Annotated in this window: 18 protein-coding genes; 8 read left to right on the top strand and 10 right to left on the bottom strand. The window is 65.1% G+C overall.

From position 1 onward, the window contains the following. Positions 1 to 125 precede the first annotated feature (125 nt). On the top strand, positions 126 to 3,635 hold the full coding sequence (locus tag HNS03_RS07725; protein WP_367194260.1) for an indolepyruvate ferredoxin oxidoreductase family protein: 3,510 nt from the start codon (positions 126 to 128) through the stop codon (positions 3,633 to 3,635). Positions 3,636 to 3,654: 19 nt separating this feature from the next. On the opposite strand, the gene HNS03_RS07720 is transcribed toward HNS03_RS07725, so the two are convergent. Both HNS03_RS07720 and HNS03_RS07715 read right to left on the bottom strand, forming a co-directional pair. After that, on the bottom strand, positions 3,655 to 4,662 hold the full coding sequence (locus HNS03_RS07720; protein ID WP_367194258.1) for a P1 family peptidase: 1,008 nt from the start codon (positions 4,660 to 4,662) through the stop codon (positions 3,655 to 3,657). 134 nt (positions 4,663 to 4,796) lie between these two features. Beyond that, positions 4,797 to 6,014, bottom strand: coding sequence for a hypothetical protein (locus HNS03_RS07715; RefSeq protein WP_367194256.1), 1,218 nt, complete (start codon positions 6,012 to 6,014; stop codon positions 4,797 to 4,799). 215 nt (positions 6,015 to 6,229) lie between these two features. Here HNS03_RS07715 and glmU point away from each other — a divergent pair, with 215 nt between their 5' ends. The 3 genes from glmU to HNS03_RS07700 all read left to right on the top strand — a co-directional run bounded on the left by glmU (position 6,230) and on the right by HNS03_RS07700 (position 10,597). Next, entirely contained in the window at positions 6,230 to 7,573 is a 1,344-nt protein-coding gene (glmU, locus tag HNS03_RS07710; RefSeq protein WP_367194254.1) for a bifunctional UDP-N-acetylglucosamine diphosphorylase/glucosamine-1-phosphate N-acetyltransferase GlmU, read from the top strand. A gap of 150 nt (positions 7,574 to 7,723) precedes the next feature. Next, entirely contained in the window at positions 7,724 to 9,553 is a 1,830-nt protein-coding gene (glmS, locus tag HNS03_RS07705) for a glutamine--fructose-6-phosphate transaminase (isomerizing) (protein WP_367194252.1), read from the top strand. A gap of 228 nt (positions 9,554 to 9,781) precedes the next feature. After that, a complete protein-coding gene (locus tag HNS03_RS07700) occupies positions 9,782 to 10,597 on the top strand; it encodes a DUF502 domain-containing protein (protein WP_367194250.1) in 816 nt (271 codons plus the stop codon). On the opposite strand, the gene recG is transcribed toward HNS03_RS07700, so the two are convergent. Continuing rightward, the gene (gene recG / locus HNS03_RS07695) at positions 10,549 to 12,645 is read right to left on the bottom strand and encodes an ATP-dependent DNA helicase RecG (RefSeq protein ID WP_367194248.1); all 2,097 of its coding nucleotides are present in this window, start codon (positions 12,643 to 12,645) and stop codon (positions 10,549 to 10,551) included. The genes HNS03_RS07700 and recG overlap by 49 nt on opposite strands. A 216-nt stretch (positions 12,646 to 12,861) precedes the next feature. Between recG and HNS03_RS07690 the strand changes: the two genes are divergently transcribed. The 3 genes from HNS03_RS07690 (at position 12,862) to HNS03_RS07680 (ending at position 18,111) form a co-directional block, all read left to right on the top strand. Then, a complete protein-coding gene (locus HNS03_RS07690) occupies positions 12,862 to 13,143 on the top strand; it encodes a succinate dehydrogenase assembly factor 2 (RefSeq protein ID WP_367194246.1) in 282 nt (93 codons plus the stop codon). Between the two features lie 20 nt (positions 13,144 to 13,163). Next, positions 13,164 to 16,685: a transcription-repair coupling factor gene (gene mfd / locus HNS03_RS07685; protein WP_367194481.1), complete on the top strand. Its 3,522-nt coding sequence runs from the start codon at positions 13,164 to 13,166 to the stop codon at positions 16,683 to 16,685. Between the two features lie 112 nt (positions 16,686 to 16,797). Next, on the top strand, positions 16,798 to 18,111 hold the full coding sequence (locus HNS03_RS07680) for an alpha/beta hydrolase (protein WP_367194244.1): 1,314 nt from the start codon (positions 16,798 to 16,800) through the stop codon (positions 18,109 to 18,111). A 121-nt stretch (positions 18,112 to 18,232) separates the two neighbouring features. Here the strand turns inward: HNS03_RS07680 and HNS03_RS07675 are convergent, their stop codons facing one another. Together HNS03_RS07675 and HNS03_RS07670 are read right to left on the bottom strand one after the other, a co-directional pair. Further along, complete coding sequence (locus tag HNS03_RS07675; RefSeq protein WP_367194242.1) at positions 18,233 to 18,943, bottom strand: DsbA family oxidoreductase; 711 nt, start codon at positions 18,941 to 18,943, stop codon at positions 18,233 to 18,235. Positions 18,944 to 19,038: 95 nt separating this feature from the next. After that, complete coding sequence (locus HNS03_RS07670; RefSeq protein WP_367194241.1) at positions 19,039 to 20,877, bottom strand: extracellular solute-binding protein; 1,839 nt, start codon at positions 20,875 to 20,877, stop codon at positions 19,039 to 19,041. 289 nt (positions 20,878 to 21,166) lie between these two features. On the opposite strand from HNS03_RS07670, the gene HNS03_RS07665 reads away from it, so the two are divergent. Beyond that, on the top strand, positions 21,167 to 21,814 hold the full coding sequence (locus tag HNS03_RS07665; protein WP_367194239.1) for an invasion associated locus B family protein: 648 nt from the start codon (positions 21,167 to 21,169) through the stop codon (positions 21,812 to 21,814). A gap of 139 nt (positions 21,815 to 21,953) precedes the next feature. Here HNS03_RS07665 and HNS03_RS07660 read toward each other — a convergent pair whose 3' ends face one another. The 5 genes from HNS03_RS07660 to HNS03_RS07640 all read right to left on the bottom strand — a co-directional run bounded on the left by HNS03_RS07660 (position 21,954) and on the right by HNS03_RS07640 (position 26,614). Beyond that, complete coding sequence (locus HNS03_RS07660; protein ID WP_367194238.1) at positions 21,954 to 23,216, bottom strand: flavin-dependent oxidoreductase; 1,263 nt, start codon at positions 23,214 to 23,216, stop codon at positions 21,954 to 21,956. Between the two features lie 123 nt (positions 23,217 to 23,339). Then, positions 23,340 to 23,798 (bottom strand): cupin domain-containing protein, encoded by a 459-nt coding sequence (locus HNS03_RS07655; RefSeq protein WP_367194236.1) that lies wholly within the window; start codon positions 23,796 to 23,798, stop codon positions 23,340 to 23,342. 85 nt (positions 23,799 to 23,883) lie between these two features. Further along, positions 23,884 to 25,056, bottom strand: coding sequence for an ABC transporter substrate-binding protein (locus tag HNS03_RS07650; RefSeq protein ID WP_367194234.1), 1,173 nt, complete (start codon positions 25,054 to 25,056; stop codon positions 23,884 to 23,886). A 505-nt stretch (positions 25,057 to 25,561) separates the two neighbouring features. Continuing rightward, entirely contained in the window at positions 25,562 to 25,846 is a 285-nt protein-coding gene (locus HNS03_RS07645; RefSeq protein WP_367194233.1) for a helix-turn-helix transcriptional regulator, read from the bottom strand. 183 nt (positions 25,847 to 26,029) lie between these two features. Further along, on the bottom strand, positions 26,030 to 26,614 hold the full coding sequence (locus HNS03_RS07640) for an OmpA family protein (protein WP_367194231.1): 585 nt from the start codon (positions 26,612 to 26,614) through the stop codon (positions 26,030 to 26,032). Positions 26,615 to 26,648: the final 34 nt, after the last annotated feature.

Here is a 26,648-nt window from a genome sequence, read left to right as displayed (position 1 = left end):
TGGCGCCGCGGCAACGTGAGGGGGAAACGTTTTCGCCGCTGGTGCGTTGCGCAATTGACGGCGCCCCTGTGCGTTTCACCAGCCGGGCCCCGTCCAAGCGCATCATTCGGTATCTGGGAGGCGATATGACTGCGCACCCGACGACGGTGACCTTGAGCGACAAGTACGAGTTGGACCGGGGTACCGTCTACATGACGGGGATCCAGGCGCTGCTGCGCATCGGTCTCGACCAGATCCGTGCTGACCGGGCGCGTGGTCACAAGACCGGGGGCTTTTATTCCGGCTATCGTGGCTCGCCGCTCGGCGGGCTCGATAAGGAACTTGGGCGCGCCCACAAGCTGCTCGACGCCCACGATATCGTGTTCCAGCCCGGCGTGAACGAAGAGCTCGGCGCGACGGCGGTGTGGGGGACCCAGAAGGTTGGCCTGCATGGCCAGGGCTCCACCCATGAGGGTGTGTTCGGCATTTGGTACGGCAAGGCGCCGGGCGTCGACCGGGCGAGCGACGCGCTCAAGCAGGCGAATGCGTCCGGCACGGCGCCGTTGGGCGGCTGTCTGGCCCTTTGCGGTGACGACCATCTGGCCAAGTCGTCGATCCTGCCGGCCCAGAGCGAGTACACGCTTCTCAATTTCGAAATGCCGATCCTGAACCCGTCCGACCTGCAGGACGTGTTGGACTATGGGCTCTACGGCCTCGCCATGTCCCGGTTTTCCGGGCTGTGGACGGGCATTCTCTGTCTAGCCGATACGATGGATTCCTCCGGGCTGGTATCCGTCGATCCGGAGCGGCTGGCGATCGTCACGCCGCAAGAACACGACCCCCGTGCGGAAGCCGATGTCAATCGCGTGCTGCTCCTGAAAAATCGCCTGGAAACCGAGCGAGTCCTGCGCGAGCACAAGATCCCCGCCGCCCAGGCCTTTGTGCGGGCGAACGGGCTCGACCGGGTCGCGTTCGGCTCCCATCGCCCGCGCTACGGCATCGTGACCACAGGCAAGGCCTACCGCGATCTGCGCCAGGCGCTTGAGCTTCTCGGCATTGATGAGGAGAAGGCGCGCGGCATTGGGCTTGCCGTCTTCAAGGTGGCCATGCCCTGGCCGTTGGAACCGTCGCGGTTCTCCGCCTTCGCGCGCGGCCTCGACCGGCTGATGGTCGTCGAGCACAAGCGGGCGTTCATGGAACCGCAGATCAAGGATCTGCTTTATGGCTGGCCTCAGGACCAGCGTCCGCGGATCTGGGGCAAGAAGACCCCGGACGGAGCGCCGTTCCTCTCCGATCTCTTGGAGCTCCAGGTGCAGGAGCTGATCGAGGCGGTGCTCGCCTTCGTTCCCGAAGTGCAGGAAGACGGCTCCATGCGCGCCGTGGCCGAGCGTTTGGTGATGCAGGCGGCCTGGGCCGGCGGGCACTCCGAAAAGGCGCAGCGCACGGCCTATTTCTGCTCCGGCTGCCCGCATTCGTCGTCCACCGTCGTGCCGGAAGGCGCCCGCGCCCAGCCGGGCATCGGCTGTCATGCGATGACGGAGATCAACGGGCGCACCTCGGACGGCCAGATCGCCATGGGCGGCGAGGGCGTGCTGTGGGTCGGACAGGCGCCGTTCTCCAACGACAAGCACATGTTCGTGAATCTCGGCGACGGCACTTATTTCCACTCCGGAATCCTGGCGATCCGCCAGGCCGTCGCCGCGAATGCGCCGATTACCTATAAGATCCTGTTCAACGACGCGGTCGCGATGACCGGCGGGCAACCCTTCGACGGGCCGCTGTCGGTACCGCAGATTTCCCGCCAGCTCGCCGCCGAGGGCGTGGAAAAGATCGTGGTCCTGTCGGAGCGGCCTCATCTTTACGAAGGTCGCACCGACCTTGCGCCCGGCACGCCGGTTCACGACCGAGGCGAGATTATGCGGGTTCAGGAAGAGCTCGCCGACTATCCGGGCGTTTCGGCCATCATCTTCGACCAGACCTGCGCGGCGGAAAAGCGCCGGCGGCGCAAGAAGGGCGATTACGAAGATCCCGACAAGCGGCTCTTCATCAATTCGCGCGTGTGCGAAGGCTGCGGCGACTGTTCCGTGCAGTCGAACTGCATCGCGGTGGAGCCGCTTGAGACCGAATTCGGCCAGAAACGGCGGATCAACCAGTCGAGCTGCAACAAGGACTATTCCTGCGTGAAAGGTTTCTGCCCGTCCTTCGTGTGGGTGGAAGGCGCCGATCTGGTCACGGCGGAAGATGCGCACATCGACGTGGAGGCGATGGCGGCGAAGCTCAACACGCCGCGGCCCGATCATCCGAGCGCCACCAGCAATCTCGTGATCGCAGGCATTGGCGGCATGGGGGTGACCACGGTCGGTGCCGTGCTGGCGATGGCCGGTCACATCGACGGGCTCAACGTCTCCACCCTCGACATGACCGGGCTTGCCCAGAAGAACGGGCCGGTGACCTCTCATGTGCGGTTTGCGCCCAAAGGCCGCGACATCGAAGGACCGCGTGTGCCGGCGGCAAGCCTGGACGTGCTTCTGGCGACCGACATGCTGGTGGCCTGCTCCGCCGACGTACTCGGGCTGACGGAGCGGGCGCGCACGACCAGCGTTGCCAACACGCGCGTTGCGCCCACGGCCGAATTCGTCATGAAGCAGACGCTTTCCTACCAGGAGGCGCGGTTGAAGGCGACGCTGGAGGAGGGAAGCCAGTCGCTGCTGGCCATCGATGCCGCCGACCTCGCCGAACGGCTTTTGGGCGACGCGCTCTACACCAACATGATCCTGGCGGGGGCGGCCTGGCAGAAGGGCGAGATCCCGCTGTCGTTCGAGGCGATCGAGACGGCGATCCGGCTCAACGGCGCGGCGGTGGAGAAGAACCTGAAGGCCTTCACCGTCGGCCGGATTGCGGCCGCCGATTACGCCGCCCTCGCCGAGGCGCTTCCCCAGGAAGAGCATCCGGAGGAGGAGACGTTGGAGCAACGGATCGCGCTCCTGTCGGACGAGCTGGTTCGCTACCAGGGTCGGGGCTACGCCAAGCGCTTCCGCGATCTGGTCGCCCGCGTCGAAGCCGCCGATCGCAAGGCCGGCGCCGGCACCATGCGGCTCACACGCACCGTGGCGGAAAATCTCTACAAGGTGATGGCCTATAAGGACGAATACGAAGTAGCCCGGCTCTATGCCGATCCGGCTTTCTCCGAGCGTCTGAAATCGACCTTCAAGGACCCGAAGCGGCTATCCGTGATGATGGCGCCGCCGGTGATCTCCAAGACCGATCCGGCGACCGGAAGGCCGCAGAAACGCGCCTTCGGACCGTGGATCTTCAAGGCCTTCCGCGTCCTTGCCGCGATGAAGCGGCTGCGCGGGACGCCGCTCGACCCGTTCGGCCACTCGCAGGAGCGGCGCGCGGAGCGGGCATTGGTCCGGAGCTATCGCCGCGACGTGGAAACGATCCTCGAAAAGATCGGCGGCGCCAACTACGGACTCCTGGTCGAGATCGCCCGGGTGCCCGATCAGATCCGCGGCTATGGCCCGGTGAAAGAGGCCAATCGGGAGGCCGCAGAAAAGAAGCGGACGGCGCTGTTCGCGCAGCTCGAGGCAAAGGACGACGGCACGCCGCGGGGCGGCGAGGCGCACAGAGAGGTCGTCTTGGAGGCTGCGGAGTAGGGCCTCCCTTGCGGCTGTATTAGCCGAACCGGGTGCTCCACGCGGGAAGTCTGTCGCCATCGGCGGCCGTCGCAGCATAGACGCCCCGGGCAATCGCGCGGGTGAGCGTCGCGGCGGCGGCGGCCCCGATCTCGATCGGCTCGAACATGGGATCGGCGAGCGGGCGCGCGCCGGTCGACAGCGCAAACACGGTGTCGCCGTCATAAGGTGTATGGGCTGGCCAGAGCGCACGGGCAAAGCCGTCATGGGCGGCGATGGCGAGCCGCTTCGCCTGGGCCTTGGTAAGGGCGGCATCGGTGGCGACCAGCGCGATGGTGGTGTTGGCGCCGGGCGTTTCTCCGCCGAGCTTGGTGATGAGCCGGGAGGCGTCCTTGGGAAGCGGATGCGCCAGGCCGAGCCCGCCGAACTCGCCATCCTGCTCGAACGCGGCCGCCCAGAAATGGGGTCCGCCGGCCATGACTGCGGTTCCGACCGCATTGACGCCGACGATCGCCGCCACCGTATGACCGGATTTCAGGACCGTGGACGCCGAACCTAGCCCGCCCTTCAGATCCGCCGTCGTACATCCCACACCGAGTCCGACCGAGCCGATCCGGGTATCATCGGACCTTGCCGCGCGCACGGCGTCTGCGCCAAGGGTGCGATAAGGCGGCGTCTCGCCCCACGCCTTGTCGCCGCCGTTGGCGAGATCGAACACGATCGCTGTGGGGGCGAGCGGAACCCGGAACCCGCCGACCTCGATCCCGCGTCCCATGTCCGCCAGCGCGGAAAGGGCCCCATCGGCCGACGCCAGCCCGAATGCCGAGCCGCCGGACAGCAGAATGGCGTCCACCGCGGGCACCATCTGCTCCGGGGCCAGAAGGTCCGTTTCCCGTGTGCCGGGGGCGCCGCCCGTGACCGCGACCGACGCCACGGCCGGTTCCGCCGGCACGATAGCCGTCACCCCGCTCTTAAGACGGTCGTCCGAGGCATGGCCGACGGACAGGCCGGCAACATCGAGCAGATGGTTCAGGGCACCAGGTCGCATGATGGGGTCTCGCATGTCACAAAAAAAAGCGCCCGCCGACGGAAAGTCGACGGGCGCCGGTTTCAGAGCAATCAATCCGATGAAGAGGAAGGTCGGCACGAACGGCTAGTGGGTACCGCCCTCCGTTTCAGATGCTATTGCTGATCGCCTGAAGTCGCCTCCTCGCTCGCCGGCTCGTTCGCCGTCACGGCCACCGACAGGACAGAGGGCAGCGTTTGCGGCGACATCATCACGGTGCCCACCACCTGGGGAACCGGCACCGGGTTTGCCGGCTTAGCCGCGATTTCGAGCGACTGCGGATCGTTCAGGAAGGTCGACACGGCGTCGGTCACCTGCTTCTGGAACGACGCGTTGTCGAGCATGGCAAGCAGGCCGTTCACCTGGCCGACCATCTCGTCGACCAGCTCGGAGCGGGACTGGTCTTGCTCCTTGGCGGTGTAGTCGAGCGCCTTGCTGGTGATCGAGGCATCGTCGAAGCGCACGCTGATGACGCCGATGCTCGCATCCTGAAGCGCCTGCATGAGCTGGTTCAGGTCGGAATTGTTGGCCTGGAGCTTGGCCAGCACCGCCGGTGTGAACCCCATGAACTGGCCGGTAACGGTGAGCGAGCCCATGTCCTTCGCGTCGATCTTGAAGGTGTCGAGCGTCAAGGTGCCATCGTCGGAGTTCCAGTCGCCGGAGCCGTCGAGATCGAGGACGATCTCGTCGTAGCCGAGCTCCGAAAGCCGCTGCTTCGTGTCGGGATCGTCGATGGCGTCCGCCTTGATGACCAGATCGTCGACCGCCAGCACGCCGCCGCGCGGCTTGCCGTCGATCCGCTTGGTCACCTCCAGCATCACCTTGGAGATCGGCAGGCCGGAGCCGTTTTCGTCGGTGAAGACGAGGCCCTCGAACTCCGCCTTGTCGTAGTCGGCGACTTCCGCGACCTGGCTTGCCGCGTCATCCCCGCCGAATTCCGTCGGAATGGTCGGATTGGTGATCGTGCCGGTGGCGAAGGTGAGTTCGGCCTGGCTCTCTTCTTCGGTCAGCTTGAAGCTGTCGAGATTGATCGCATCGGCGGTGAGGACGTCGTCGGCGCCCAGGGCCCCGTTGACCAGCTCGGCCGTGCCGATGGTCACCGTCCCTTTGCCCTCGTCGTTCTCGAAGGCGACCTTGAGGTCGGTGAACGTGACGTCCTTGCCCGCCGACGACGAGCCGCCGTAGCTCACCGACGTTCCGTCGCTGCCTTCGAGCGCCTTCAGAAAGGCGTCGGCAACGGGGTTGTTGGTGGGCTCAAACGCGTAGGACGGCTGCGCGAACGCGACCGTGGAGAGCAAGGCTGCGCCGGCTGTAACCCGCAATGCAACGTTCATGTCGGTGATCCCTGCGACAGTGAAGTGAGCGACGTCCCGAGCCGTCGGATTTGACGCCTCTTTTCCGGCGCCAATGTGGTCGAGGACAGGGGGAAGGGCAACCCATTGTGCAGCCCATGTCAGTGATCCGCATCACGGACTTGACGTCCCGTCGCAGACATGGACACCGTCCGGCGCCCCGATCTGACGGGGGCGCACAGGCGACGGGGAATTCCATGACCGACCGATCCTCACTGGCGATCATTCTGGCGGCGGGAGAGGGCACGCGGATGCGCTCGCGCACGCCGAAGGTGCTGCACCAGATCGCCGATCGGCCGATGATCGGACATGTTCTGGACACCTGCAAGCGGGCGGACGTCGGCGAGCGCGCGGTGGTGGTCGGCCATGGCGCCGAACGGGTGCGGTCCGCGATCGCCGATTTCGATCCGCAAACCGAGATTTACGAGCAAACGGAACGGCTTGGCACTGCCCATGCCGTTCTCGCCGCTGCCCCGGTGATCAGCGAGGATCTGCACGACATCGTGATCCTCTACGGCGACGTGCCGCTGGTTCGTGCGGAGACGATCTCCCGCCTGCGCGCCGGGCTTTCCGCCGGAGCCGATATCGTCGTGCTCGGATTTCATGCGTCCGATCCCACCGGCTACGGCCGGCTGCTTCTGGAGGGCGACCGGCTGGTCGCGATTCGCGAGGAACGCGATGCCACCGACGAGGAGCGCGCGATCTCGCTGTGCAACTCCGGCATGCTGGCCGTGCGCGGGGCGCATCTGATGGCGCTCCTGAGCGCGATCGGAAACGACAACGCCAAGGGCGAATATTATTTGACCGACGCGATCGAGATCGCCAATGCGCGCGGCCTGACCGTCGCCGTCGAGATCACCGGCGAGGACGAGCTTCTCGGCGTCAACGACCGCGCCCAGCTCGCGGCCGCCGAAGCGGCCTTCCAGCGCCGCATGCGCGCGCGCACGCTGGCGTCGGGCGTGACCTTGCAGGCGCCGGAGACCGTGACGTTTTCCGCCGATACCGAGATCGGAGCCGACAGCATGGTCGAGCCGAACGTCGTGTTCGGGCCCGGCGTCACCCTCGGCGAAGGGGTGCGCGTGCGGGCGTTCAGCCACCTTGAAGGTGTGCGGATCGAACCGGACGTGACGGTGGGGCCCTACGCCCGTATCAGGCCGGGCACGACGATCGCCTCGGGCGCCCGCATCGGCAATTTCGTGGAAGTGAAGAACGCCGATCTCGGGCCCGGCGCCAAGGTCAACCACCTGACCTACATCGGCGATGCCTCGATCGGGGCCGGCTCCAACATCGGCGCTGGCACGATCACCTGCAACTATGACGGCCGCAACAAATACCGCACCATCATCGGCGAGGGCAGCTTCATCGGCTCCAATTCGTCCCTGGTGGCGCCGGTGACGATCGGCGATCAGGCCTATGTCGGAACCGGCAGTGTGATCACCGAAGACGTGCCCTCAGGCGCGCTTGCGATCGCCCGCGGTCGTCAGGTCAACAAGCCGGACCGCTCGCCGGCAAGGGCGGCGAACAAGCCCAAGGCAGGTTGAGCCGACCTCCCGGCTTGTTGCCTGTGGCGGCACCCGTTTCTGCACCGCGATACACTTCGCAATCGGGTTTGATTTCAAAGCCCCGACGCCGACTCGATAAAAGCGGTCGACGTCTGATCATCTCACCGCGACCGAACAGGGGACCGAACCATGTGTGGCATCGTAGGCGTACTGGGACGAGAACCGGCGGCGCCGCTGCTGCTCGACGCTTTGAAGCGGCTCGAATATCGCGGCTACGATTCGGCCGGAATTGCCACCCTGGACACCGCGGGCCACCTGGATCGCCGGCGTGCGGCCGGTAAACTGCGCAATTTGGAGGCGGTTTTACACACCGATCCGCTCGCCGGGACGAGCGGCATCGGCCATACCCGTTGGGCCACCCATGGCGCGCCGACGGAAGCCAACGCCCATCCGCACTTCGCCGGGCGGGTGGCCGTGGTTCACAACGGCATCATCGAGAACTATCGCGCGTTGCGCGACGGGCTCGCCAAGAAGGGCGTGCGTCCCGACAGCGAGACCGACACCGAGCTCGTCGCCCTTCTGGTGAACGCTGCGCTCGAAGAAGGCCAGTCGGCGGAAGATGCCATCGCCTCGACCCTGGCGCAGCTCAAAGGCGCCTATGCGCTGGCCATCCTGATCGACGGCGAAGCCGATTTGATGGGGGCCGCCAGGGTTGGCAGCCCGCTGGCGATAGGGATTGGCGCGGACGGCACCTATGTCGGTTCCGACGCGATCGCGCTGGCGCCGTTCGCCGATCATCTGATCTATCTTGAAGAGGGCGACTGGGCGCTTCTCACCCGCAAAAAGGTGCGGATCTTCGACGAGACGGGAGCCGAAGTGGAACGGCCCGTCGTGCCGACGCCCGCCAGCATCTCGCTCGCCGAAAAGGGTAACTTCCGCCATTTCATGGCGAAGGAGATCCACGAGCAGCCGGCGGTCCTGGGCCACACCTTCGGCCATTTCCTCGATCTTGCCGACGAACAGGTGCGCTTTTCCGAAGTTGACCGGATCGATTTCGCCAAGGCTTCGCGTCTCTCCATGTCGGCATGCGGGACCGCCTTCTATGCCGGGCTGGTGGGTCGCTACTGGTTCGAGCGGTTGGCGCGCCTACCGGTCGATATCGATGTCGCCTCGGAGTTTCGCTACCGCGAGACCCCGGTGTCGCCGTCCGATGCGGCGATGTTCATCTCCCAGTCCGGTGAGACCGCCGATACGCTTGCTTCGCTGCGCTACTGCAAGAACGCGGGGCAGACGATCGCCTCGGTCGTGAACGTGGCGACCTCCACGATCGCGCGGGAATCCGACTGTGTGCTGCCGACACTCGCCGGCCCGGAGATCGGTGTGGCTTCCACCAAGGCGTTCACCTGCCAACTCGCCGTGCTGGCGGCGATCGCGGTACATGCGGCTGCCGCGCGCGGGCACCTGACGCGCGACGAGGTGCGTGCCCATGTGCATGCGCTTGCCGAAACCCCGGGCTATGTCGCAGATGCGCTGCGGCTGGAGCCGGGGATTGAGGGAATCGCTCGCGATCTGGCCCATGCCCGCCATGCGCTCTATCTCGGGCGCGGCACGAACTATCCGCTGGCGCTGGAAGGTGCGCTGAAGCTGAAGGAAATCTCCTATATCCACGCCGAGGGCTATGCGGCCGGCGAGCTGAAGCATGGCCCGATCGCGCTCATCGACGAGGAAATGCCGGTGATCGTGGTCGCCCCCTATGACGGGGTGTTCGAAAAGACAGCCTCGAACATCCAGGAAGTGGCGGCGCGCGGCGGGCGCATCATCCTGGTGACCGACGAGCGAGGCGCGGAAGAAGCAGGCGGCGATGCCGCGGAAACCATCGTGATGCCGACGGTGCCGGAGCTGGTCGCTCCAATCGTCTACGCCATCCCGATGCAGCTCCTGGCCTATCACACGGCGGTCTTCAACGGCACCGACGTGGATCAGCCGCGCAATCTCGCGAAATCCGTGACGGTCGAATAGAGTCTCAGGCCGAACCAGGGAGTTGGTTGCCACTTCGCCTGGAGGCGCATGAGCGCACCGGGTGCGACACCGCATCCAGCCCCTCGACGCGCGCTTAAAATCCTGCTGGTCTTTGTCTTGCTTCTCCTATTTTTAGGGGGGAGAGCATCGCGTTCGTGGCGCATCGGACGAGTCGGCCGCAGAAGGCCGCACGGCGGACGCCACGGGCATCGGGAGACGTGGCTATCCATGCAGAATGATCCGCGGGGGCCGGGCCGGGAGCCCAACCCGAAGCACGTGAGTCCGATCTGGGCCCGTTTGCGGAACTATTTCCTCACCGGTGTCGTCTTCGCCGCTCCGCTGACGATCACCGTCGTGCTCACCTGGTCGTTCGTCAAATGGGTCGACGCCTGGGTGAAGCCCTTCATCCCCGCGCGCTACAATCCGGACACCTATCTGGATTTCCCGCTGCCCGGCATTGGGCTGATCGTCGCCCTTGTCGGGCTGACGCTTCTGGGCTTCCTGACGGCGAACATCTTCGGGCGGACGGTGTTGTCGTTCGGCGAGCAGATGCTCGACCGGATGCCGCTAGTTCGCAATCTTTACAAGGCGTTGAAGCAGATTTTTGAGACCGCGCTTTCAGAGCGAGGTCGCTCTTTCCAGCAGGCCGGATTGATCGAGTATCCCCGCCGCGGCATCTGGTCGATCGTCTTCATCGCCACCGATGCGCGCGGCGAGGTGGCCCATCGCCTGGCCGCGGACGCGGGCGTCCCGTCGGAGGATTTCATTTCCGTGTTCCTGCCGACGACGCCGAACCCGACCTCCGGCTTCCTGCTGTATCTGCCGCGCTCCGACGTCGTGCTGCTCGATATGAGCGTGGAGGATGCCGCCAAGCTGGTGATCTCCGCGGGGCTGATCACGCCCGACTACGTCCATCTTGATCCCGAAGGTGTACCAACGCCCTTGCCGGTCGCGTCCGACCTGGCGGGCGATACGCCGCCGGACCCGGATACGGATCAGCCGGCCCGCAACAGTCGCACCGCTTCGTCGCGCTCGAACAGATAGAGCAGGAGCCGAAGCGCGGGGCCGCGCGGTCCGACGAGGTCCGGATCCTGCTCGATGATCAGTCGGGCATCGTCGTGGGCGGCGGCGATCAGTTCGCCTTGGGCCTCCGGGACCGCGACGCGGAAGCCGGGCAGTCCGCTCTGGCGGGTGCCCAAGAGCTCTCCTTCGCCGCGCAAGCGCAGATCCTCCTCGGCGATCACGAAGCCGTCCTCCGTGTCGCGCATGACGGAGAGCCGGCCCTTGGCGGTTTCGCCGAGCGGGTCTTTGTAGAGAAGCAGGCAGACCGACCGCTTTGACCCACGCCCAACGCGGCCGCGGAGCTGGTGAAGCTGGGCAAGCCCGAAGCGTTCGGCGTGTTCGATCACCATGATGGTGGCGTCCGGCACGTCGACGCCGACTTCGACCACCGTGGTCGCCACCAGCACCTTAAGGTCGCCGTCCTTGAACCGGGCCATGACGTCGTCTCGCTCGGCCGGCTTGGTCTTGCCATGCACAAGGCCCACCTGGGGGCCGAGGCGGGCAGTGAGGTGCGCGTGCCGATCGGTCACCGCGGTCAGTTCGATCGTGTCGGACTCCTCCACCAGCGGGCAGATCCAATAGGCCTTTTCGCCCCTGGCGAGGGCGGCGGCGAGCCGGTCCACGACCGCCTCCATGCGTGTCATGGGCACGGTCCGCGTTTCCACCGGACTGCGGCCGGGCGGCTTTTCCGTCAGCCGCGAAACGTCCATGTCGCCGAAGGTGGTTAGCACCAGCGTGCGCGGGATCGGCGTCGCGGTCATCACCAGGACGTCGCTGCCGGGGCCTTTCTCCGACAGCGCCAGGCGCTGGTGCACGCCGAACCGGTGCTGCTCGTCCACGATGACGAGGCCGAGATCGTGGAAGGCGACGTCCTCCTGGAACATCGCATGGGTTCCGATCACCACATTGACGGTGCCCTCGGCGAGGCCGCGCCGGGTTTCGGAGCGCTCGGAGGCGGGCTGACCGCCGATCAGGAGCCGACAGGAGATCCCGAAGCGGGCGAACATCGGTGCGATCGCCTCGAAATGCTGGCGGGCAAGCAGGGACGTCGGCGCCATCAAGGCCGCCTGGGCGCCGCTCGCAACCACCATGGCAATCGAAACCAGGGCCACCGCAGTCTTGCCCGAGCCGACATCGCCTTGCAGCAGCCGCAACATGCGGTGGGGGGCGGCAAGATCGGCGGCGATTTCCGCCAGCGCTCCCTCTTGCGCACCCGTTAACGCAAAGGGAAGTGCGTTGCGCACTGCGTCAACGCGCTCCGGATCCCAACTTCTCGCCACGCCGGATTGTTTTCGAATGCGCAGCCGGATCAAGGACAAGGCGAGCTGGCCGGACAAAAGCTCGTCGTAAGCAAGCCGAAGCCGGGCCGGCGCATCGGGCGAGAGATCGGCCGGATCTTCGGGATGGTGAAGCTGCACCAGCGCGTCGCGAAAGCTCGGGAAGCCGTTTTTCGCGAGCCAGGCCTGGTCCTGCCATTCCGGCAGATCGGGAACGCTGTCGAGGGCCGACGCGATGGTCTTGGCCAGCATGCGGCCGGTCAGCCCTTCGGTGAGCGGATAGACCGGCTCGATCGTCGGCAGGCGGTCTTCTTCGTCGGGTGCGACGACATGGTCCGGGTGTACGATCTGGGGCCGGCCACCGTACCATTCCAGCTTTCCGGACACGATCCGGGTCTCGCCTTCCGGCAGCAGGCGCCTGAGATAGTCGGGTTGGCCGCGGAAGAAGACCAGGGCGAGTTCTCCGGTCTCGTCATGGGCGAACACGCGGTAGGGCGCGCCGCGCCGTTTCGGGGCTTCGTGACGGGCGATCCGGACCGTGAGGGTTGCGATCGCGCCGTGGGGCGCGAGTGCGATCTCCGGCCGAGCACGTCGGTCGACGAGGTCGAAGGGCAGATGGAACAGGAGATCGACCACGCGCGGATCCTCCTGACCGCGCGCGAGCAGGCGGGCATAAAGGCGCACGGTTTTCGGGCCGACACCGCCCAGATCGGTCAGGGCGCGAAAAAAGGGATTGAGTTCGGCAGGTCGCATCGGGCATTCACGGGCTTCGCGCGGGCTTCTATCGCAATGCGACATCTCGCATCCTGACGCGCAAGTACCACGTATGCGCCAGAAAAACAGCGCGGCACCCAGCCCGGTCGCGCACCGGCGGCATTCGACGCAAGAGGTCAGCGCCATGAACATCGTCATCAGTCGATCCGAGGCCGCGTCGCGGTCGACGGCCGGTTTCCGTTCGAGGAGCCGGACATGAGCGGCACGACGCGTTCTTCCGCCGGGCTCGACGTGCGCCGTCGCCGGCTTCTATTTCACGCCTGGCATCGCGGCACCCGCGAGCTGGACCTTCTGCTCGGCCGCTTCGCCGATGCCGCCATCGCCGATCTGACGGACGATGAGCTGGAGGCCTTCGAAGCCTTGCTGCACGTTCCCGATCCGGAACTCTATGGCTGGATTGCCGGCCGCACGCCGGTTCCGGACAATTGGGACGGTATGCTCCTCCGCCGTATCATCTCCTTTCATCAGCCGTCTTGACCACGTTCACATCGCCCGCCATGCCGATTTCGCCCGCCAAATCTCCCATCGTCCGTCCCGATTCCGACGGGACAGTCACGGTCGCCAATGTTCCGGATGGGCTGGAGGGGCTTGTCCTCGGCGACATTGCCCGCCAGGGCGAGAAGGGGCGGCCGACGGTCTTGTTCGTGGCGCGCGACGGCCAGCGTTTGCAGGCGGTGCAGGATTCGCTCGCCTTCTTCGCGCCCGAGGTGACCACGCTGGAGTTTCCGGCCTGGGACTGCATGCCCTATGACCGGGTGTCGCCGAACCCGGCGGTGCAAGCCCGCCGAATGGCCGCGCTTGCGCGCCTGGCATCGTCGCGCGCAGACGATCGTCCGGCGGTGGTGCTGACGACGGCGAACGCGGTCGTTCAACGACTGCCGGCGCGCGACTGGATCGAAAGCGATGTCTGGTCGGCGGCGGCCGGCAATCAGATCGAGATGGAAAGCGTCGTGCGCTGGCTCGACGCCAACGGTTTTCTGCGCACGCCGACGGTGCGCGAACCGGGCGAATATGCGGTGCGCGGAGGCATTGTCGATCTGTTCGTGCCGGGCAGCCAGGCGCCGGTGCGGCTCGATTTCTTCGGCGACACGCTGGAATCGATCCGGCCGTTCGACCCGGAAACCCAGCGCACGACAAGCCAGATGAAGCGGCTCGACCTGGTGCCCATGAGCGAGGTGGTGCTGGGGCCGGACGTGGTGACCCGTTTTCGCACCAAATATCGCGAGCAGTTCGGCGCGCCGCCGCGCGACGATCTGCTCTATCAATCGGTGAGCGAGGGACGCCGTCATCCCGGCATCGAGCACTGGTTGCCGCTGTTCCACGACAGCCTCGATACGCTGTTCGACTATGTCGAGGGCGCAGCGACGGTGTTTGACCATCTGGCGGACGAGGCGATCGCGAACCGTCAAAGCGAAATCGCGGACCACTACGAGGCCCGTCGCGAGGGCATCGGCGCGGGGCAGGGCGGTGTGCCCTACAATCCTGTGGAGCCGGCGGGCCTTTATCTGGAAGAAGGCGAGCTGAAGGGCCGTGCCGTCGCGAACGGACAGGTTCGGCTGACGCCGTTCTCGGTGATGCAAACCGCCGAGACCGGGCTGGTGGTGGATGCGGAAGGCCGGGTCGGCCGCACCTTCGCCGCCGAGCGCGCGGCCGACGACGTCAACGTCTTCGACGCGCTGGTGACGCATGTCGCAAGCCTGCGCACGGCGAAGAAGCGCGTTGTGATCGCAGCCTGGAGCCTCGGTTCGCGCGACCGGCTGCAGCAGGTGCTCGCCGACCACGAACTCGGCAAGATGACATCGGTCGCGACCTGGCCGGAGGCGCTGGCGCTGCCGGCCGACACCGTTGCGCTCGCCGCGCTCGGGATCGAGACCGGGTTCGAGACGGCGAACTTCGCCGTCATCGCCGAACAAGACGTGCTGGGCGATCGGCTGATCCGCGGCAAGCGGCGCAAGCGCTCCAACGCCGACGTCTTGACGGAGGCGGCGAGCCTTGCGGAAGGCGATCTGGTCGTTCACGCCGATCACGGCATCGGCCGCTTTATCGGCCTGAAAACCATCGAAGCCGCCGGCGCGCCGCACGACTGTCTCGAGCTTGCCTATCACGGTGGCGACAAGCTGTTCCTGCCGGTGGAGAATATCGAGCTTCTGTCGCGCTACGGGTCCGACGAAGCCGAAGCCCAACTCGACCGTCTCGGCGGCGGGGCCTGGCAAGCGCGCAAGGCGCGCATGAAGCAGCGCATCCGCGAGATGGCGGATCAGTTGATCAAGATCGCGGCCTCGCGCGCCATGCGCAACGCCCCGACGATCGAGTTGCCTTCCGGCGTCTACGACGAGTTCGCCGCCCGCTTCCCGTATGAAGAGACCGACGATCAGCTCGGCGCGATCGACGCGGTGTTTGAGGATTTGGCCGCCGGCAAGCCGATGGACCGGCTGGTTTGCGGCGACGTTGGCTTCGGCAAGACCGAGGTGGCGCTTCGGGCCGCGTTCGTTACCGCCATGAGCGGGCGTCAGGTCGCCGTCGTGGTGCCGACCACGCTGCTTGCCCGCCAGCACTACAAGACCTTTGTCGAGCGCTTCCAAGGGCTGCCGATCCAGATCGCCCAAGCCTCCCGGCTCGTCTCCACCAAGGAGATGAACCAGGTGAAGGCCGGCCTTACCGATGGCTCGATCGATATCGTGGTGGGGACCCATGCGCTTCTCGGCAAGGGCATCAAGTTCCGGGATCTCGGCCTGTTGATCGTCGACGAGGAGCAGCACTTCGGCGTGAAGCACAAGGAACGGCTGAAGGAGCTCAAGGCCGAGGTCCATGTGCTGACGCTTTCGGCCACGCCGATCCCCCGCACGCTGCAACTGGCGTTGACGGGGGTACGCGAACTCTCGCTGATCGCGACGCCGCCGGTGGACCGCCTGGCTGTGCGCACCTTCGTGTCGCCGTTCGATCCGCTGGTGGTGCGCGAAACGCTTCTGCGCGAGCGCTATCGCGGCGGTCAGTCCTTCTATGTCTGCCCGCGCGTTTCCGATCTCGCCGAGCGTAAGGCCTTCCTTGATGAGACGGTGCCGGAGGTGAAGGTTGCGGTCGCCCACGGTCAAATGCCGGCGAGCGAGCTGGAAGACGTCATGACGGCCTTCTACGAGGGCAAGTACGACGTCCTGCTTTCCACCACGATCGTGGAGTCCGGCCTCGACATTCCGACGGCCAACACGCTGATCGTGCACCGGGCGGACATGTTCGGCCTGGCCCAACTCTATCAGATCCGGGGGCGGGTGGGCCGCTCCAAGCAGCGGGCCTATGCGCTCTTTACGGTGCCGGCGGACAAGACGTTGACGCCGGCTGCCGAACGCCGCCTCAAGGTGCTGCAATCGCTAGATACGTTGGGCGCGGGCTTCCAGCTCGCCAGCCACGATCTCGATATCCGCGGCGCGGGCAACCTGCTTGGTGAGGAGCAGTCCGGCCACATCAAGGAGGTTGGTTACGAACTCTACCAGCAGATGCTTGAGGAGGCTGTCGCCAGTCTGAAGAGCGGCGAGGAGGAGACGGACGATCGCGAATGGTCGCCGCAGATCGCCATCGGCACCCCGGTGATGATCCCGGAAAGCTACGTCCCGGACCTGTCGCTCAGGCTGAATCTCTATCGTCGGCTGGCGGACCTCACCGAGGCCGACGAGATCGACGCGTTCGCCGCCGAGCTTGTCGATCGGTTCGGTCCGATCACCGACGAGGTCGAGGCGTTGTTGAAGATCGTCTACATCAAAGGCCTGTGCCGGAAAGCGAATGTGGAGAAGGTCGACGCCGGTCCGAAGGGGCTGGTGATCGGGCTCCGCGACAACGAGTTCCCGAACCCGGAAGGGCTGGTGTCCTACATCTCCCAGCAGGGGACGCTCGCAAAGATGCGTCCGGATCACCGCCTGGTGCTCTCGCGCGACTGGCCGAGCGCGGACGATCGGCTGAAGGGAACGGCGACGGTTCTCTCCAAGCTCGCCAAGATTGCGGAGAACGGTCGCAAGCAAGCGGCGTGAGCGTCGAGCGATGCGGCGCGATCGAACGCGGGGCGAACGTTGCAAAAAATTCCATAGACTTGAGGGGCGGGGACGGGCAGGTGTTTCCGGTGAAGGAATGAGGCCCGCCCCAATGGATCGGTTTCGTCGTCATCGAACCGCGTGGATCGTGGTCGCCGTCGCGCTCTTTGTTGCCGGCTGCGGCCGGCCGGAAGGGGTGCTGGTCCCGTTCCAGGACCCCGTGACCGGAACCGATGTCGTCGACATGGTGGTCGCCACCACGCGGGTTCCCGACGAAGAGGATCCGGGCTTCCTCTATTCCGGCGAGCGCGGCGAGATGTCGTTTGCCGAAATTTCCGTTTCCATTCCGCCCGACAGTGCCCGCAAGACCGGCGAGATCCAGTGGCCGAGCAAGATGCCGCCGGATCCCACGCGCGATTTCGTGACGCTCAAGGCCGACCGGATCGATGAGGCTCAGGCGTTCGGCCGGGTCAACGCCATGGCGCGCAAGGTGCCGTCGCGCCACGTACTGGTGTTTATCCACGGCTACAACAACCGCTTCGAAAGCGCGGTCTACCGGCTCGCCCAGATCGTGCACGACTCCCGCGCGCCGGTGGTGCCGGTGCTGTTCACCTGGCCATCGCGCGGAACGCTGTTCGCCTATACCTACGACCGGGAAAGCGCGAACTACTCCCGCGACGCGCTGGAAAAGCTGTTGAGCCGGCTGGCCAAGGACGGCTCTGTCGACAGCATCAGCATTCTCAGCCATTCGATGGGAAACTGGGTGACGCTGGAAGCGCTGCGCCAGATGGCGATCCGCAACGGCCACATCGCGACTAAGATCCACGACGTCATTCTCGCCGCGCCCGACGTGGACGTCGACGTGTTCCGCACCCAGGTGGCTGCCTTCGGCGAGCCGCGCCCGAATTTTACGATGTTCGTCTCGCGCCGCGACAAGGCGCTGGCGGCGTCGCGCCGGGTGTGGGGCGGCAAACCGCGGATTGGCGCGATCGATCCGACCGAAGAGCCCTACCAGGAAGAGCTGCGGGAGGTGGGGTTCGCCGTCGTCGATCTGACGGACGAGAAGTCCTCCGACGCGCTGGGCCACAACACCTTTGCTGCCAGTCCCGACGCGGTCCGCCTGATCGGCATGCAGCTTGCGACCGGACAGGATCTCAACACGTTCGATGTCGGTCTGGGCGAGCGGGTTGGCGAGCTCGCGACCGCGACGGGGGCGAATATCGGTGCGGCCGCCGGGCTGATCGTGACGGCACCGATCGCGATCGTCGATCCGCAGACCCGCGACACCTACGACGACCGGCTGGAAGGCCTCGGAAATTCCGTCCGCGACACGCTGGAAAGCGCCGCGGAGTTGCCGTCGAGCGTCGTCGACGATCAGGGCCGGCCTGTGGCGGATCAGCACCCCGTCGATGCGTTGAGCGATTAGGGCGAACGGCGAAGCGGGACCCGGTTCGCCGTCTGGAAACGCGCCGAGACAATGAGCTGGAGCCGTCCGGTTCTTTCCGGAAAAGTGGGACGGCTCCGATATCTCGCGGTTTCGGAGCGGCTCAGGCCGTGCCCGGACCCTCCGGTCCACCTTCGGCCGGAGGACGGACGCCGGCCTGGCGCTCCTGGTAGGACTGACGGATCGCATCCGCGATCACGGAAGCGTCCTGGGCGCCCAGCACCGCATAGCGATTGTCGACAATGAAACAGGGCACGCCGGTGACGCCGATCTTCTGAGCCATGGCGATTTCCTCTTCGACCGCCTCGCGATCGGCATCGCTTTGAAGCAACGCTTCCGTCACGGCGGGATCCAGCCCGGCCTCGCGCGCGGCGGTGACGAGGGTCGCGTGCGAGGTGAGATCGCCGCCCTCCAGGAAATAGAGCGAGAACAGCCGTTCGACGAGGGCTTCCTGGACACCTTCCACGGCGGCCCAGCGCAAGAGACGGTGCGCATCGATGGTGTTCGGAGAGCGGGCAATTTTCTCGAAGGCGAAGGGGATGCCTTCTTCGCGCCCGGTCTCCCGAATCCGGTCATAAATCTCTTCGGCTTCTTCCGGACCGCCGAACTTTTCTTCAAGATAGGTTTCGCGGTCCTTGCCCTCGGGCGGGAGTGTCGGGTCGAGCTGGAACGGTCGCCAATGGACTTTGACGTCGATGTCCGGGAGCTCGGCAATCGCCCGTTCCAGACGTCGTTTGCCGATGAAGCACCACGGGCACATCACGTCGGACACGACGTCGACGGAGATCGGCTCGATCGCTTGGGTATCCACCATGGGAGGGCCTTTCGCCGGAGAGAGGGATCGAAGGGAAATGGTGGCTATGGCCGATTTCTCAATCCGCAGTCTCCAAAGCGGGCTCTCGGCGGTGCTTACTCGACCCACCACGTGTCCGGCTCGGCGCCGGTCAGGCTCGGTGTTTCTGGATGCTGGATACGGTCCCAACGCGCGATCCACTGGTTCGGCGAATGGTAAAGCGGCAGCACGTAAAAGCCCGACAGCAGCACCCGGTCGAGCGCGCGAACCGCATCGACGAAGTCCTCTCGCTCATGAGCCTCCAGCATGGCGTCGATCATGGCGTCGATCGCCGGATCGCTGGCGCCGGTATAGTTGAACGAGCCTTCTGCGTTCGCCGACGCCGAGCTCCATCGGTAGAGCTGTTCGTTGCCGGGCGAGAGCGATGCCGTCCAGGCGACGCGGATCACGTCGAAGTCGAAGGTTTGCAGACGCGCCTGATACTGGGCGCTGTCGACGGTGCGCACGTCGACGGTGATCCCGATCGGCTTCACCAGCCGTTCGAAGGCGAGCGCCAGACGCTCGTCTTCCCGGGTGGCGACGAGGATCTCGAACGAGAACGGCTCGCCTGTCTTCGCGTTCACGAGCTTGCCGCCCTGGATCTCGTAGCCGGCTTCCTTGAACAGGGCGAGCGCCTTGCGCATGTTGGCGCGGTCACGGCCGGTCCCGTCGCTCTCCGGCGGATGCCAGGTGCCTTCCAGGATGTCGGGCCGGACAGCGTCCGGGAACGACGCCAGGAGTTCGCGTTCGTGGGCACTCGCCGAACGTCCTGTGGACGCGAGCTCGGAATTCTGGAAGTAGCTCTCGGTGCGATCGAACAGGCCGTAGAGCAGGTTTGAGTTGATCCACGGAAAATCGAACAGGTAGCCAAGCGCCTCGCGCACCCGGGGATCGGCGAATTTCGGCCGCCTTGTGTTGAAGGCGAAGGCCGACATGCCGCGCGGCGTTTCGGTCTTGATCTCTTCCTTGACGACATCGCCCGCGGCAACGGCCGGAAACTCGTAGCCGATCGCCCAGCGGGTCGGATCGGTTTCCAGGCTGAGATCAGTCAGCCCCTTCTTGAAGGCCTCGAACTGGCTCGACTGATCGCGGAAATAGTCGAACCGGATCTCGTCGACATTGAAGCGCCCCTTGTTGATCGGCAGGTCGTTGCCCCAGTAGTCGGGATCGCGTTTCAGAACGAAGCGTTTGCCGGGATCGACGGTGTCGACCACGTAGGGGCCGCTTCCCACCGGCGGAGACAAGGTGGTGCGGTCGAACGTCTCCGGATCGATTGCGTGCTCCGGCAGCACCGGCATCAGGCCGAGGATCAACGGCAATTCGCGGTCGGATGTCTCGTCGAGGACGAATTTCACGCCGTTGTCGCCGACCCGTTCCACCCGGTCGACCTTCTTGTAGTAGGTGCGATGATTGGGACGGCCCTTGTCGCGCAGAAGCTCGAAGGTGAAGATCACATCGTCGACGGTAACCGGCTCGCCGTCGGAGAAATGCGCTTCGGGGTTCATGTAGAAGGTGATGGAGCTACGGTCCTCCGGCATCTCGACCGCTTCCGCCAACAGGCCATAGAGGCTGAATGGTTCGTCGCGATTGCGTTCAAGCAGGCTCTCGTAGACGTTGTTGCCGTAGAAGGGATCGCGCAGTCCGACGGCGATCTCGCCCTTCACGATGAACGGGTTCATACTGTCGAACGACCCGAGTACGCCGTAGGTGACGGTTCCGCCCTTGGGTGCATCCGGATTGGCGTAGGGCAGATGATCGAAGCCTTCCGGCAGCGCCGGCGCGCCGTGCATGGCAATGCCATGGGTGGGCTCGGCCCGGACGTCGCGCACACCGAAGACGAGGGCGGCGAGGATGAAGGCGATCGCGAACCGGATCAGCACGCGCCCGCCCTGGTGGGGCAACTCTCGGTCAGCCATGGCCTACTTTAATGTCTCGAATCATCGACAAATATGTCGTGTCACGATGGGGCACGGTAGAAGTAGGATGAGGATGCTCGCAAGCGCGCGGCGTCGAAACACCCGTGGCATCGTGACAGATTGGCCACGTCGGGCGAAGATTGTCACGTAATTGCCGCAGTTTGACTTCAGCGAGCCCTTGGCGCGCGACCGACGGAACGCTAAAACCGCCGCGAGATCCAAGGGCCTGTATGGCCATGACCGAGCACGCCCGGGGGCGCGGGCTCGCTTAAACCCGGATGGAGTTTCAATGTCTGAGCGCAATTCCTTCATGAAGACTGCGGCGCGGACCCTGTCGATGCTTGTGGTCGGGGGAATCGCTGCGGCTGCCGCCGTTTCGCCAGCGGCCGCGCAGCAGAACGCCTCCGAGAATCCCTGGGTCAAGGTTTGTAACACCGACCCGAACTCGAAGAAGCAGGTTTGCCTGATCACGCAAGAGCTGCGCACGGACAAGGGGCAGTTCCTGGCCTCCGTCGCGGTGCGCGAGATCGCTGGCGAGGAGCGCAAGGTGCTCCTGTCCGCCGTTCCAGTCGGTATGTTGATCCAGCCGGGCCTCAGGGTCCAGATCGACGGCGGCAAGCAGCAGCAGGCGCGCTATTCGATCTGCTTCCCGAACGCCTGCTATGCCGAGCTGGTCATCGATTCCGCCTTCGTCAATCAGATGAAGGCTGGCGGGAACCTGAAGCTCACGACGCTGAATCAGCAGGGCAAGCCGGTCGATTTCGACGTGACGCTGTCCGGCTTCACCGCCACCTATGACGGCGAAGCGCTGGATCCCCAGGCGCTGCGTCAGCAGCAGCAGGAGCTGCAGGACGAGCTGAACCGCAAGGCCCAGGCCGCCCGTCAGCGTCTGATCGACGAGCAGCGCAAGGCGAGCGACGCCGCGGAAGGAAACTGATCCGGCCGAGCCATCGTGTCGGACACGAAAAAGGGGGCCGCAAGGCCCCCTTATCTCTTTCGGTATCGAGAATTTAGCGCGTTTCCGGCCGACGCGGACTTTGGCCCGTCGTCAGCGAATATCGCTCTGATCCCTCAGATCAGCCTTTGGCGATCCTAAGCTCCGCGATCTTGTCTTTCTCCGTGGCGAAGCCGGCCTTGCCCGCATAGCCGCCGACGATCGCCTGGCGCTCGGCCTCCGTCATGACGTCGTCGATGCGGTCAAAGCCGGCAGGTGCGCGCCTTTCCGCCTCGTCGATCACCCGCTCCGGTCCGCCTTTGCGGTTGAGGCGGACGACTTCGGCCGTCTTCGGCAACCGATCCTTCTCGTAGACATAGAGGGCGTGGCAGGGGTGTTCGGCGGTTGCCAGCGCGTCGGCTAGCGCGCGGGCGTCGAGGATCGCCTGGGACGCGCCGTTGGAGCCGACCGGATACATCGGATGGGCGGCATCGCCGAGCAGCGTTACCCGGCCGAACGACCACTGCGGCAGCGGATCGCGATCGGCCATGGGATACTCGAAGATCTGTTTGGTGGCCTCCACCAGGCCAACATGATCGAAACCGGGAATGGTGAAGCGCTTGGCGTAGGGGATCACCAGGGCGCGCTGGGCCGGACGCGACCAGCTTTCCTTCGGCGGCGGCGACTTGGCGCCATCCGCCATCTTGATGTTGACCACCCAATTCATGAGCTGGCGACCGCTTTCCGGATGGGCGATCGGATAGAGCACGAATTTCGCGCCCATGCCGCCGCCGATCGCCATCGTGCGTCCGTCGCCCCACGGCTTCCATTCAGCCGCCCCCCGCCACATCAAGACGCCGGTCCAGTTCGGCGGGCCTTCATTCGGATAGAACGCCTTGCGGCCGACGGAATGGATGCCGTCGGCGCAGACCAGCACGTCGCCCGTGACGGTTTTGCCCGTTCCGCCGGTGATCGCATCGGTGAAGTGAGCGGTCACACCGCCCTCCGATTGTATGAAGCCGGCAAGCTGTAGACCGGTCTTCACGATCTCCGGTCCCGCGCGCTCGATCAGCGCGTCGTAAATGACCTTCTGCAAACGGCCGCGGTGGATGGAAAACTGAGGCACGGGATGGCCGGCATCAATGCCGCGCGGCTCGCGCCAGACCTCTTGGCCGTAGCGGTTGTAGTAGAACAGCTCCCGCGTGCGCACGCCGACGCGGTCGAGGGCGGGCAGCAACCCGATCTCGGCGAGCTCGCCGATGGCATGGGGGAGGGTGTTGATCCCGACACCAACCTCCCGAACCTCCGACGATTGTTCGTAGACTTCGACCGGAATGCCCCGACGGTGCAGCATCAAAGCCGCGGTCAATCCGCCGATTCCGGCGCCGACGATGATGACTTTCATAACCGATCCTCCTTGAGCGGCCTGTCGAAGGTGTGGACCTTCGCCTGCTTGTGGCCACTCGGATTCCCTTGCACGGCGGCGGTCCGGACAGCCAGGACCACGGCCGCGACGGAGAGAACGCCTCTATTCTGCGTCTGGCGGCGGCAGGAAGTCGACCTCGTGCTTGGCGGAGACCGCGACCACCTCGGCCGGATCGGCATTCGGCCCCAGATTGTGGAGCGCCCAGAACAGATCGTACAGCCGGGCGGACGGCGACACCCAGAACACGCACTTGAAGTCGGTGTCGGTCTTGTTGAACAGGCCGTGGGGGATGCCGCGCGGCAGCCGCAACGTATCGCCGGGCTCGGCGACGCCGTCCGTGCCGTCCAGCACGAAGTCCATCCGTCCGGAGAGCATGTAGATGAACTCGTCCTGGGTCGGATGGATATGGGGCGGCACGAATGTGCCGGGCGGAAACGTTGCGTGCCAGGAGAAGGAGCTGTCGCACAGAGTCTTGGGCACGTAGATCTGGCCGAGGATGTTCCAGCTAATGCTATCGATGCCTTCACCGGCCTTGGTGACGCCCGACGTCAGGACACTCATTGCCAACCTCTTGTAAGATTAGGGCGCAAAACAAGGAAATTGGAGCCTCCGCCGGCTAAGGCACCGGCGGAGGACGTGATCGGACCTACATCCGGCACTTGTCGACATAATTGTCGACGTAGTCGTCAAACACCTTCTTCACGATCTCGGTCTGGTATTTGCCGTCATCCCGCTTGGCGGCCTTGACCAGATAGAAGTCCTGAACGGGGAAGTGGTTCTTGCCGATCTTGAAGTCGCCGCGCAGCGACTGGAAATCGGCTTTCTCGAGTGCGGCCATCATGCCCTCCTTGTCGGAGAGATCGCCGTCCACGGCCTTGACCGCCGCATCGATCATCTGGGCGGCGTCATAGGCCTGCATGGCGTAGGTGCCCGGCACGCTGCCGTATTTCTCCTCATATTCCGCGACGAATTTCTTGGACTGGGGCAGGTCCATGTCCGGGGCCCAGTTGGCGCCGCCAAAGAAGCCGATTGCGGCATCCTGCTGGGCGGGCAGGGTGGTCTCGTCGACGGTGAAGGTGGAAAGGAACGGAATGGTATCAAGACCGGCCTGGCGATACTGCTTGACCAGGTTCACGCCCATGCCGCCCGGCATGAAAGTGAAGACCGCATCCGGCTGTGCGGCCGCGATCTTGGCCAGTTCGGCGGAGAAATCGAGCTGGCCGAGCGGGGTGTAGACCTCGTCGACCACCTCGCCCTTGTAGGAATGCTTGAAGCCGGCCAACGAGTCTTTCCCGGCCTGATAGTTCGGGGCCATCAGGAAGACCTTCTCAAACCCCTCATCCTGGGCGTATTTGCCCATCACTTCGTGCATCTGGTCGTTCTGGTAGGAGGAGACGAACAGATATTCGTTACAGGCCGGGCCGGCGAACACGGAGGTTCCGGCATTGGGGCTGATCAGGAAGGTCTCTGCATCCGTGATCGGCTTGGCGATCGCCATCAGGATGTTGGAAAAGATCGGTCCGACGACAAAATCGGCGCCGTCGCGCTCCACCAGTTCCTTGGCCTTGTTGACCGCCACGTCGGGCTTCAGCTCGTCGTCGATGATGAGCACCTCGGTATCGAGCCCGCCGAGCTTGCCATCCATATCGTCGACGGCAAGCATGAAGCCGTTACGGGCCTGTTCGCCGATGACCGCTGCGGGGCCACTTAGGGTCAGCATCATGCCCACGGTGAGCTGATCGTCGGATTGAGCGAAAGCCGTCGACGACAAGGCTGCCGCCGTTGCCAGGCCAAGCGCGGCCGTGCGGATCGAAGTCATGCCTCTAGGTCCTCCAAGCGGGTCGCGAGCCGATTGGCTCAATCGCGGCCGCAGGGCCCGCACCCGACGGCCGCCGTTGCGGCGCGAGGACATACCCGTCCGCTCGGCCGGGGACGCGTAATCCGGCCTCCGGCGGGCATATCCCTTGCGGCAGTCGTCCCGCTTTCGGGTCGGGGCGAAGGCCGGCTGTTCCGTGTCGGGCGTTCTCGCTGAAGATCAGGAGATCGACCGAATGCTCTGGTTTTCGGCGCTTTTTTGGGATCGACGATCCCGCGCTCTGTGGATCCGACCGTCCGTGTCAGCTGACAAGCGCGGTCGGCTCGTGACGCTCTTCAAAGGCCAAGCACGGGGATGCTGACACCTCCGAGCCGCGTCGAAATTACTTTATGCCTAAAACATCTCGGCGGACAACCGTCTCTGATGAAACAGTTAACACGGCGCGGATTTGGGCAATCGGAGTGCCTGCCGCCCACACTCCCAAAATGGGGAGGCCGGCGGTCGCGCTTCAATCGTCGTTGGAGGCGTTCAGATCTTCAGGAGAAAGGCCGGGGTCGGGGACAAGCGGTTCGCCGCGGATGCAAACCCCTGGTCCGTTCGGTTCGTCAGGTCCGAGGAAGACGATACCCGAGGCCTCAAACACGCGTCGGGCGGCCGCGGCCATTTTCGGGTCGCTCTCGCTACCGTTCTCCAGCCGGGAGATGTCGGTCGGGGCGAGTCCGGCTCGCATCGCGAGCTCTTCCGCACTCCAGCCGAGTGCGGCGCGGGCCATTCGAAACTGAACGGATTGCATACTCCCATCCTCGGTTTTAGCCGTCGGATAGGGATCTTCGCTGGCCCCGGCGGATATGTCCATGCGGGGGACGCGAAGCGATTGAAGCGCCGGGCGAAGCAGGAGATTCGCTTTCGTCCGGCGCGGCAGAGACAAACGAGGAGTCGCGGCGGAACGTCGACAAGGTCCGTCGCGTGTCGCTTGTTATTTGGGAATCGGCCCGAGGTTGATCAGCTGAACCCGGCGATTGACCTCGCTATAGGGCTGCTGCGGGTCGCGCAGATCCTCTTCGCCCAGACCCACCGGCGACAGCATCTGAGCCGGAACGTAGAAGGTCGTGGCGAGCGCCTCGGCAACGGCGTTGGCGCGGCGCTGGCTGAGCTCGAGATTATACTCGCGCTTGCCCTTCGCGTCGGTGTGGCCGATCACCAGAAAGCGGTTGCCGTAGAGATAGGGCGTGTGAAGCGCGTCCGCGATCAGGCCTAGGGTCTCGTAGGATTCCGGACGGATGCGCGCGGAATCGAAGTCGAAGGTGATCTCGACGATGAACTGGCGGAGCTTGGCAAGCTGTGCCTCGGCCGGCAGGTCGGTGGTGGAGTTGTCACCGGGGTGCAGGCGGATGTTGTCGAGTGCCTGCTGGCGCAACTCGTCCGCGGTGATCTGAACCCGCGCCGACTCGACGCTCTGCAAATTGTTGATGATCTCGTTGCGGCTGAGTGCGTTCTGGGCCGTGGCCGGCGCGGCCACAAGCATCAGCGCCGCCGCGGCGAGGAGAATCTTGGTCTTCATGGAAGCTGCTCGCTCGTTGGAATGTCGGGGGCGC

Origin of the sequence: Amorphus sp. 3PC139-8, assembly GCF_040750475.1 — a bacterium.
GTDB lineage: Bacteria > Pseudomonadota > Alphaproteobacteria > Rhizobiales > Amorphaceae > Amorphus.
Note: the sequence above shows the minus strand (reverse complement) of the source record. Positions and strands in the feature narration are given on the sequence as shown.

What these genes read in the sequence shown, in the direction of transcription:
- HNS03_RS07725 (WP_367194260.1), top strand. Translation starts at nt 126, where the DNA reads ATGACTGCGCACCCGACGACGGTGACCTTGAGCGACAAGTACGAGTTG.
- HNS03_RS07720 (WP_367194258.1), bottom strand. Translation starts at nt 4,662, where the DNA reads ATGCGACCTGGTGCCCTGAACCATCTGCTCGATGTTGCCGGCCTGTCC.
- HNS03_RS07715 (WP_367194256.1), bottom strand. Translation starts at nt 6,014, where the DNA reads ATGAACGTTGCATTGCGGGTTACAGCCGGCGCAGCCTTGCTCTCCACG.
- glmU (WP_367194254.1), top strand. Translation starts at nt 6,230, where the DNA reads ATGACCGACCGATCCTCACTGGCGATCATTCTGGCGGCGGGAGAGGGC.
- glmS (WP_367194252.1), top strand. Translation starts at nt 7,724, where the DNA reads ATGTGTGGCATCGTAGGCGTACTGGGACGAGAACCGGCGGCGCCGCTG.
- HNS03_RS07700 (WP_367194250.1), top strand. Translation starts at nt 9,782, where the DNA reads ATGCAGAATGATCCGCGGGGGCCGGGCCGGGAGCCCAACCCGAAGCAC.
- recG (WP_367194248.1), bottom strand. Translation starts at nt 12,645, where the DNA reads ATGCGACCTGCCGAACTCAATCCCTTTTTTCGCGCCCTGACCGATCTG.
- HNS03_RS07690 (WP_367194246.1), top strand. Translation starts at nt 12,862, where the DNA reads ATGAGCGGCACGACGCGTTCTTCCGCCGGGCTCGACGTGCGCCGTCGC.
- mfd (WP_367194481.1), top strand. Translation starts at nt 13,164, where the DNA reads ATGCCGATTTCGCCCGCCAAATCTCCCATCGTCCGTCCCGATTCCGAC.
- HNS03_RS07680 (WP_367194244.1), top strand. Translation starts at nt 16,798, where the DNA reads ATGGATCGGTTTCGTCGTCATCGAACCGCGTGGATCGTGGTCGCCGTC.
- HNS03_RS07675 (WP_367194242.1), bottom strand. Translation starts at nt 18,943, where the DNA reads ATGGTGGATACCCAAGCGATCGAGCCGATCTCCGTCGACGTCGTGTCC.
- HNS03_RS07670 (WP_367194241.1), bottom strand. Translation starts at nt 20,877, where the DNA reads ATGGCTGACCGAGAGTTGCCCCACCAGGGCGGGCGCGTGCTGATCCGG.
- HNS03_RS07665 (WP_367194239.1), top strand. Translation starts at nt 21,167, where the DNA reads ATGTCTGAGCGCAATTCCTTCATGAAGACTGCGGCGCGGACCCTGTCG.
- HNS03_RS07660 (WP_367194238.1), bottom strand. Translation starts at nt 23,216, where the DNA reads ATGAAAGTCATCATCGTCGGCGCCGGAATCGGCGGATTGACCGCGGCT.
- HNS03_RS07655 (WP_367194236.1), bottom strand. Translation starts at nt 23,798, where the DNA reads ATGAGTGTCCTGACGTCGGGCGTCACCAAGGCCGGTGAAGGCATCGAT.
- HNS03_RS07650 (WP_367194234.1), bottom strand. Translation starts at nt 25,056, where the DNA reads ATGACTTCGATCCGCACGGCCGCGCTTGGCCTGGCAACGGCGGCAGCC.
- HNS03_RS07645 (WP_367194233.1), bottom strand. Translation starts at nt 25,846, where the DNA reads ATGCAATCCGTTCAGTTTCGAATGGCCCGCGCCGCACTCGGCTGGAGT.
- HNS03_RS07640 (WP_367194231.1), bottom strand. Translation starts at nt 26,614, where the DNA reads ATGAAGACCAAGATTCTCCTCGCCGCGGCGGCGCTGATGCTTGTGGCC.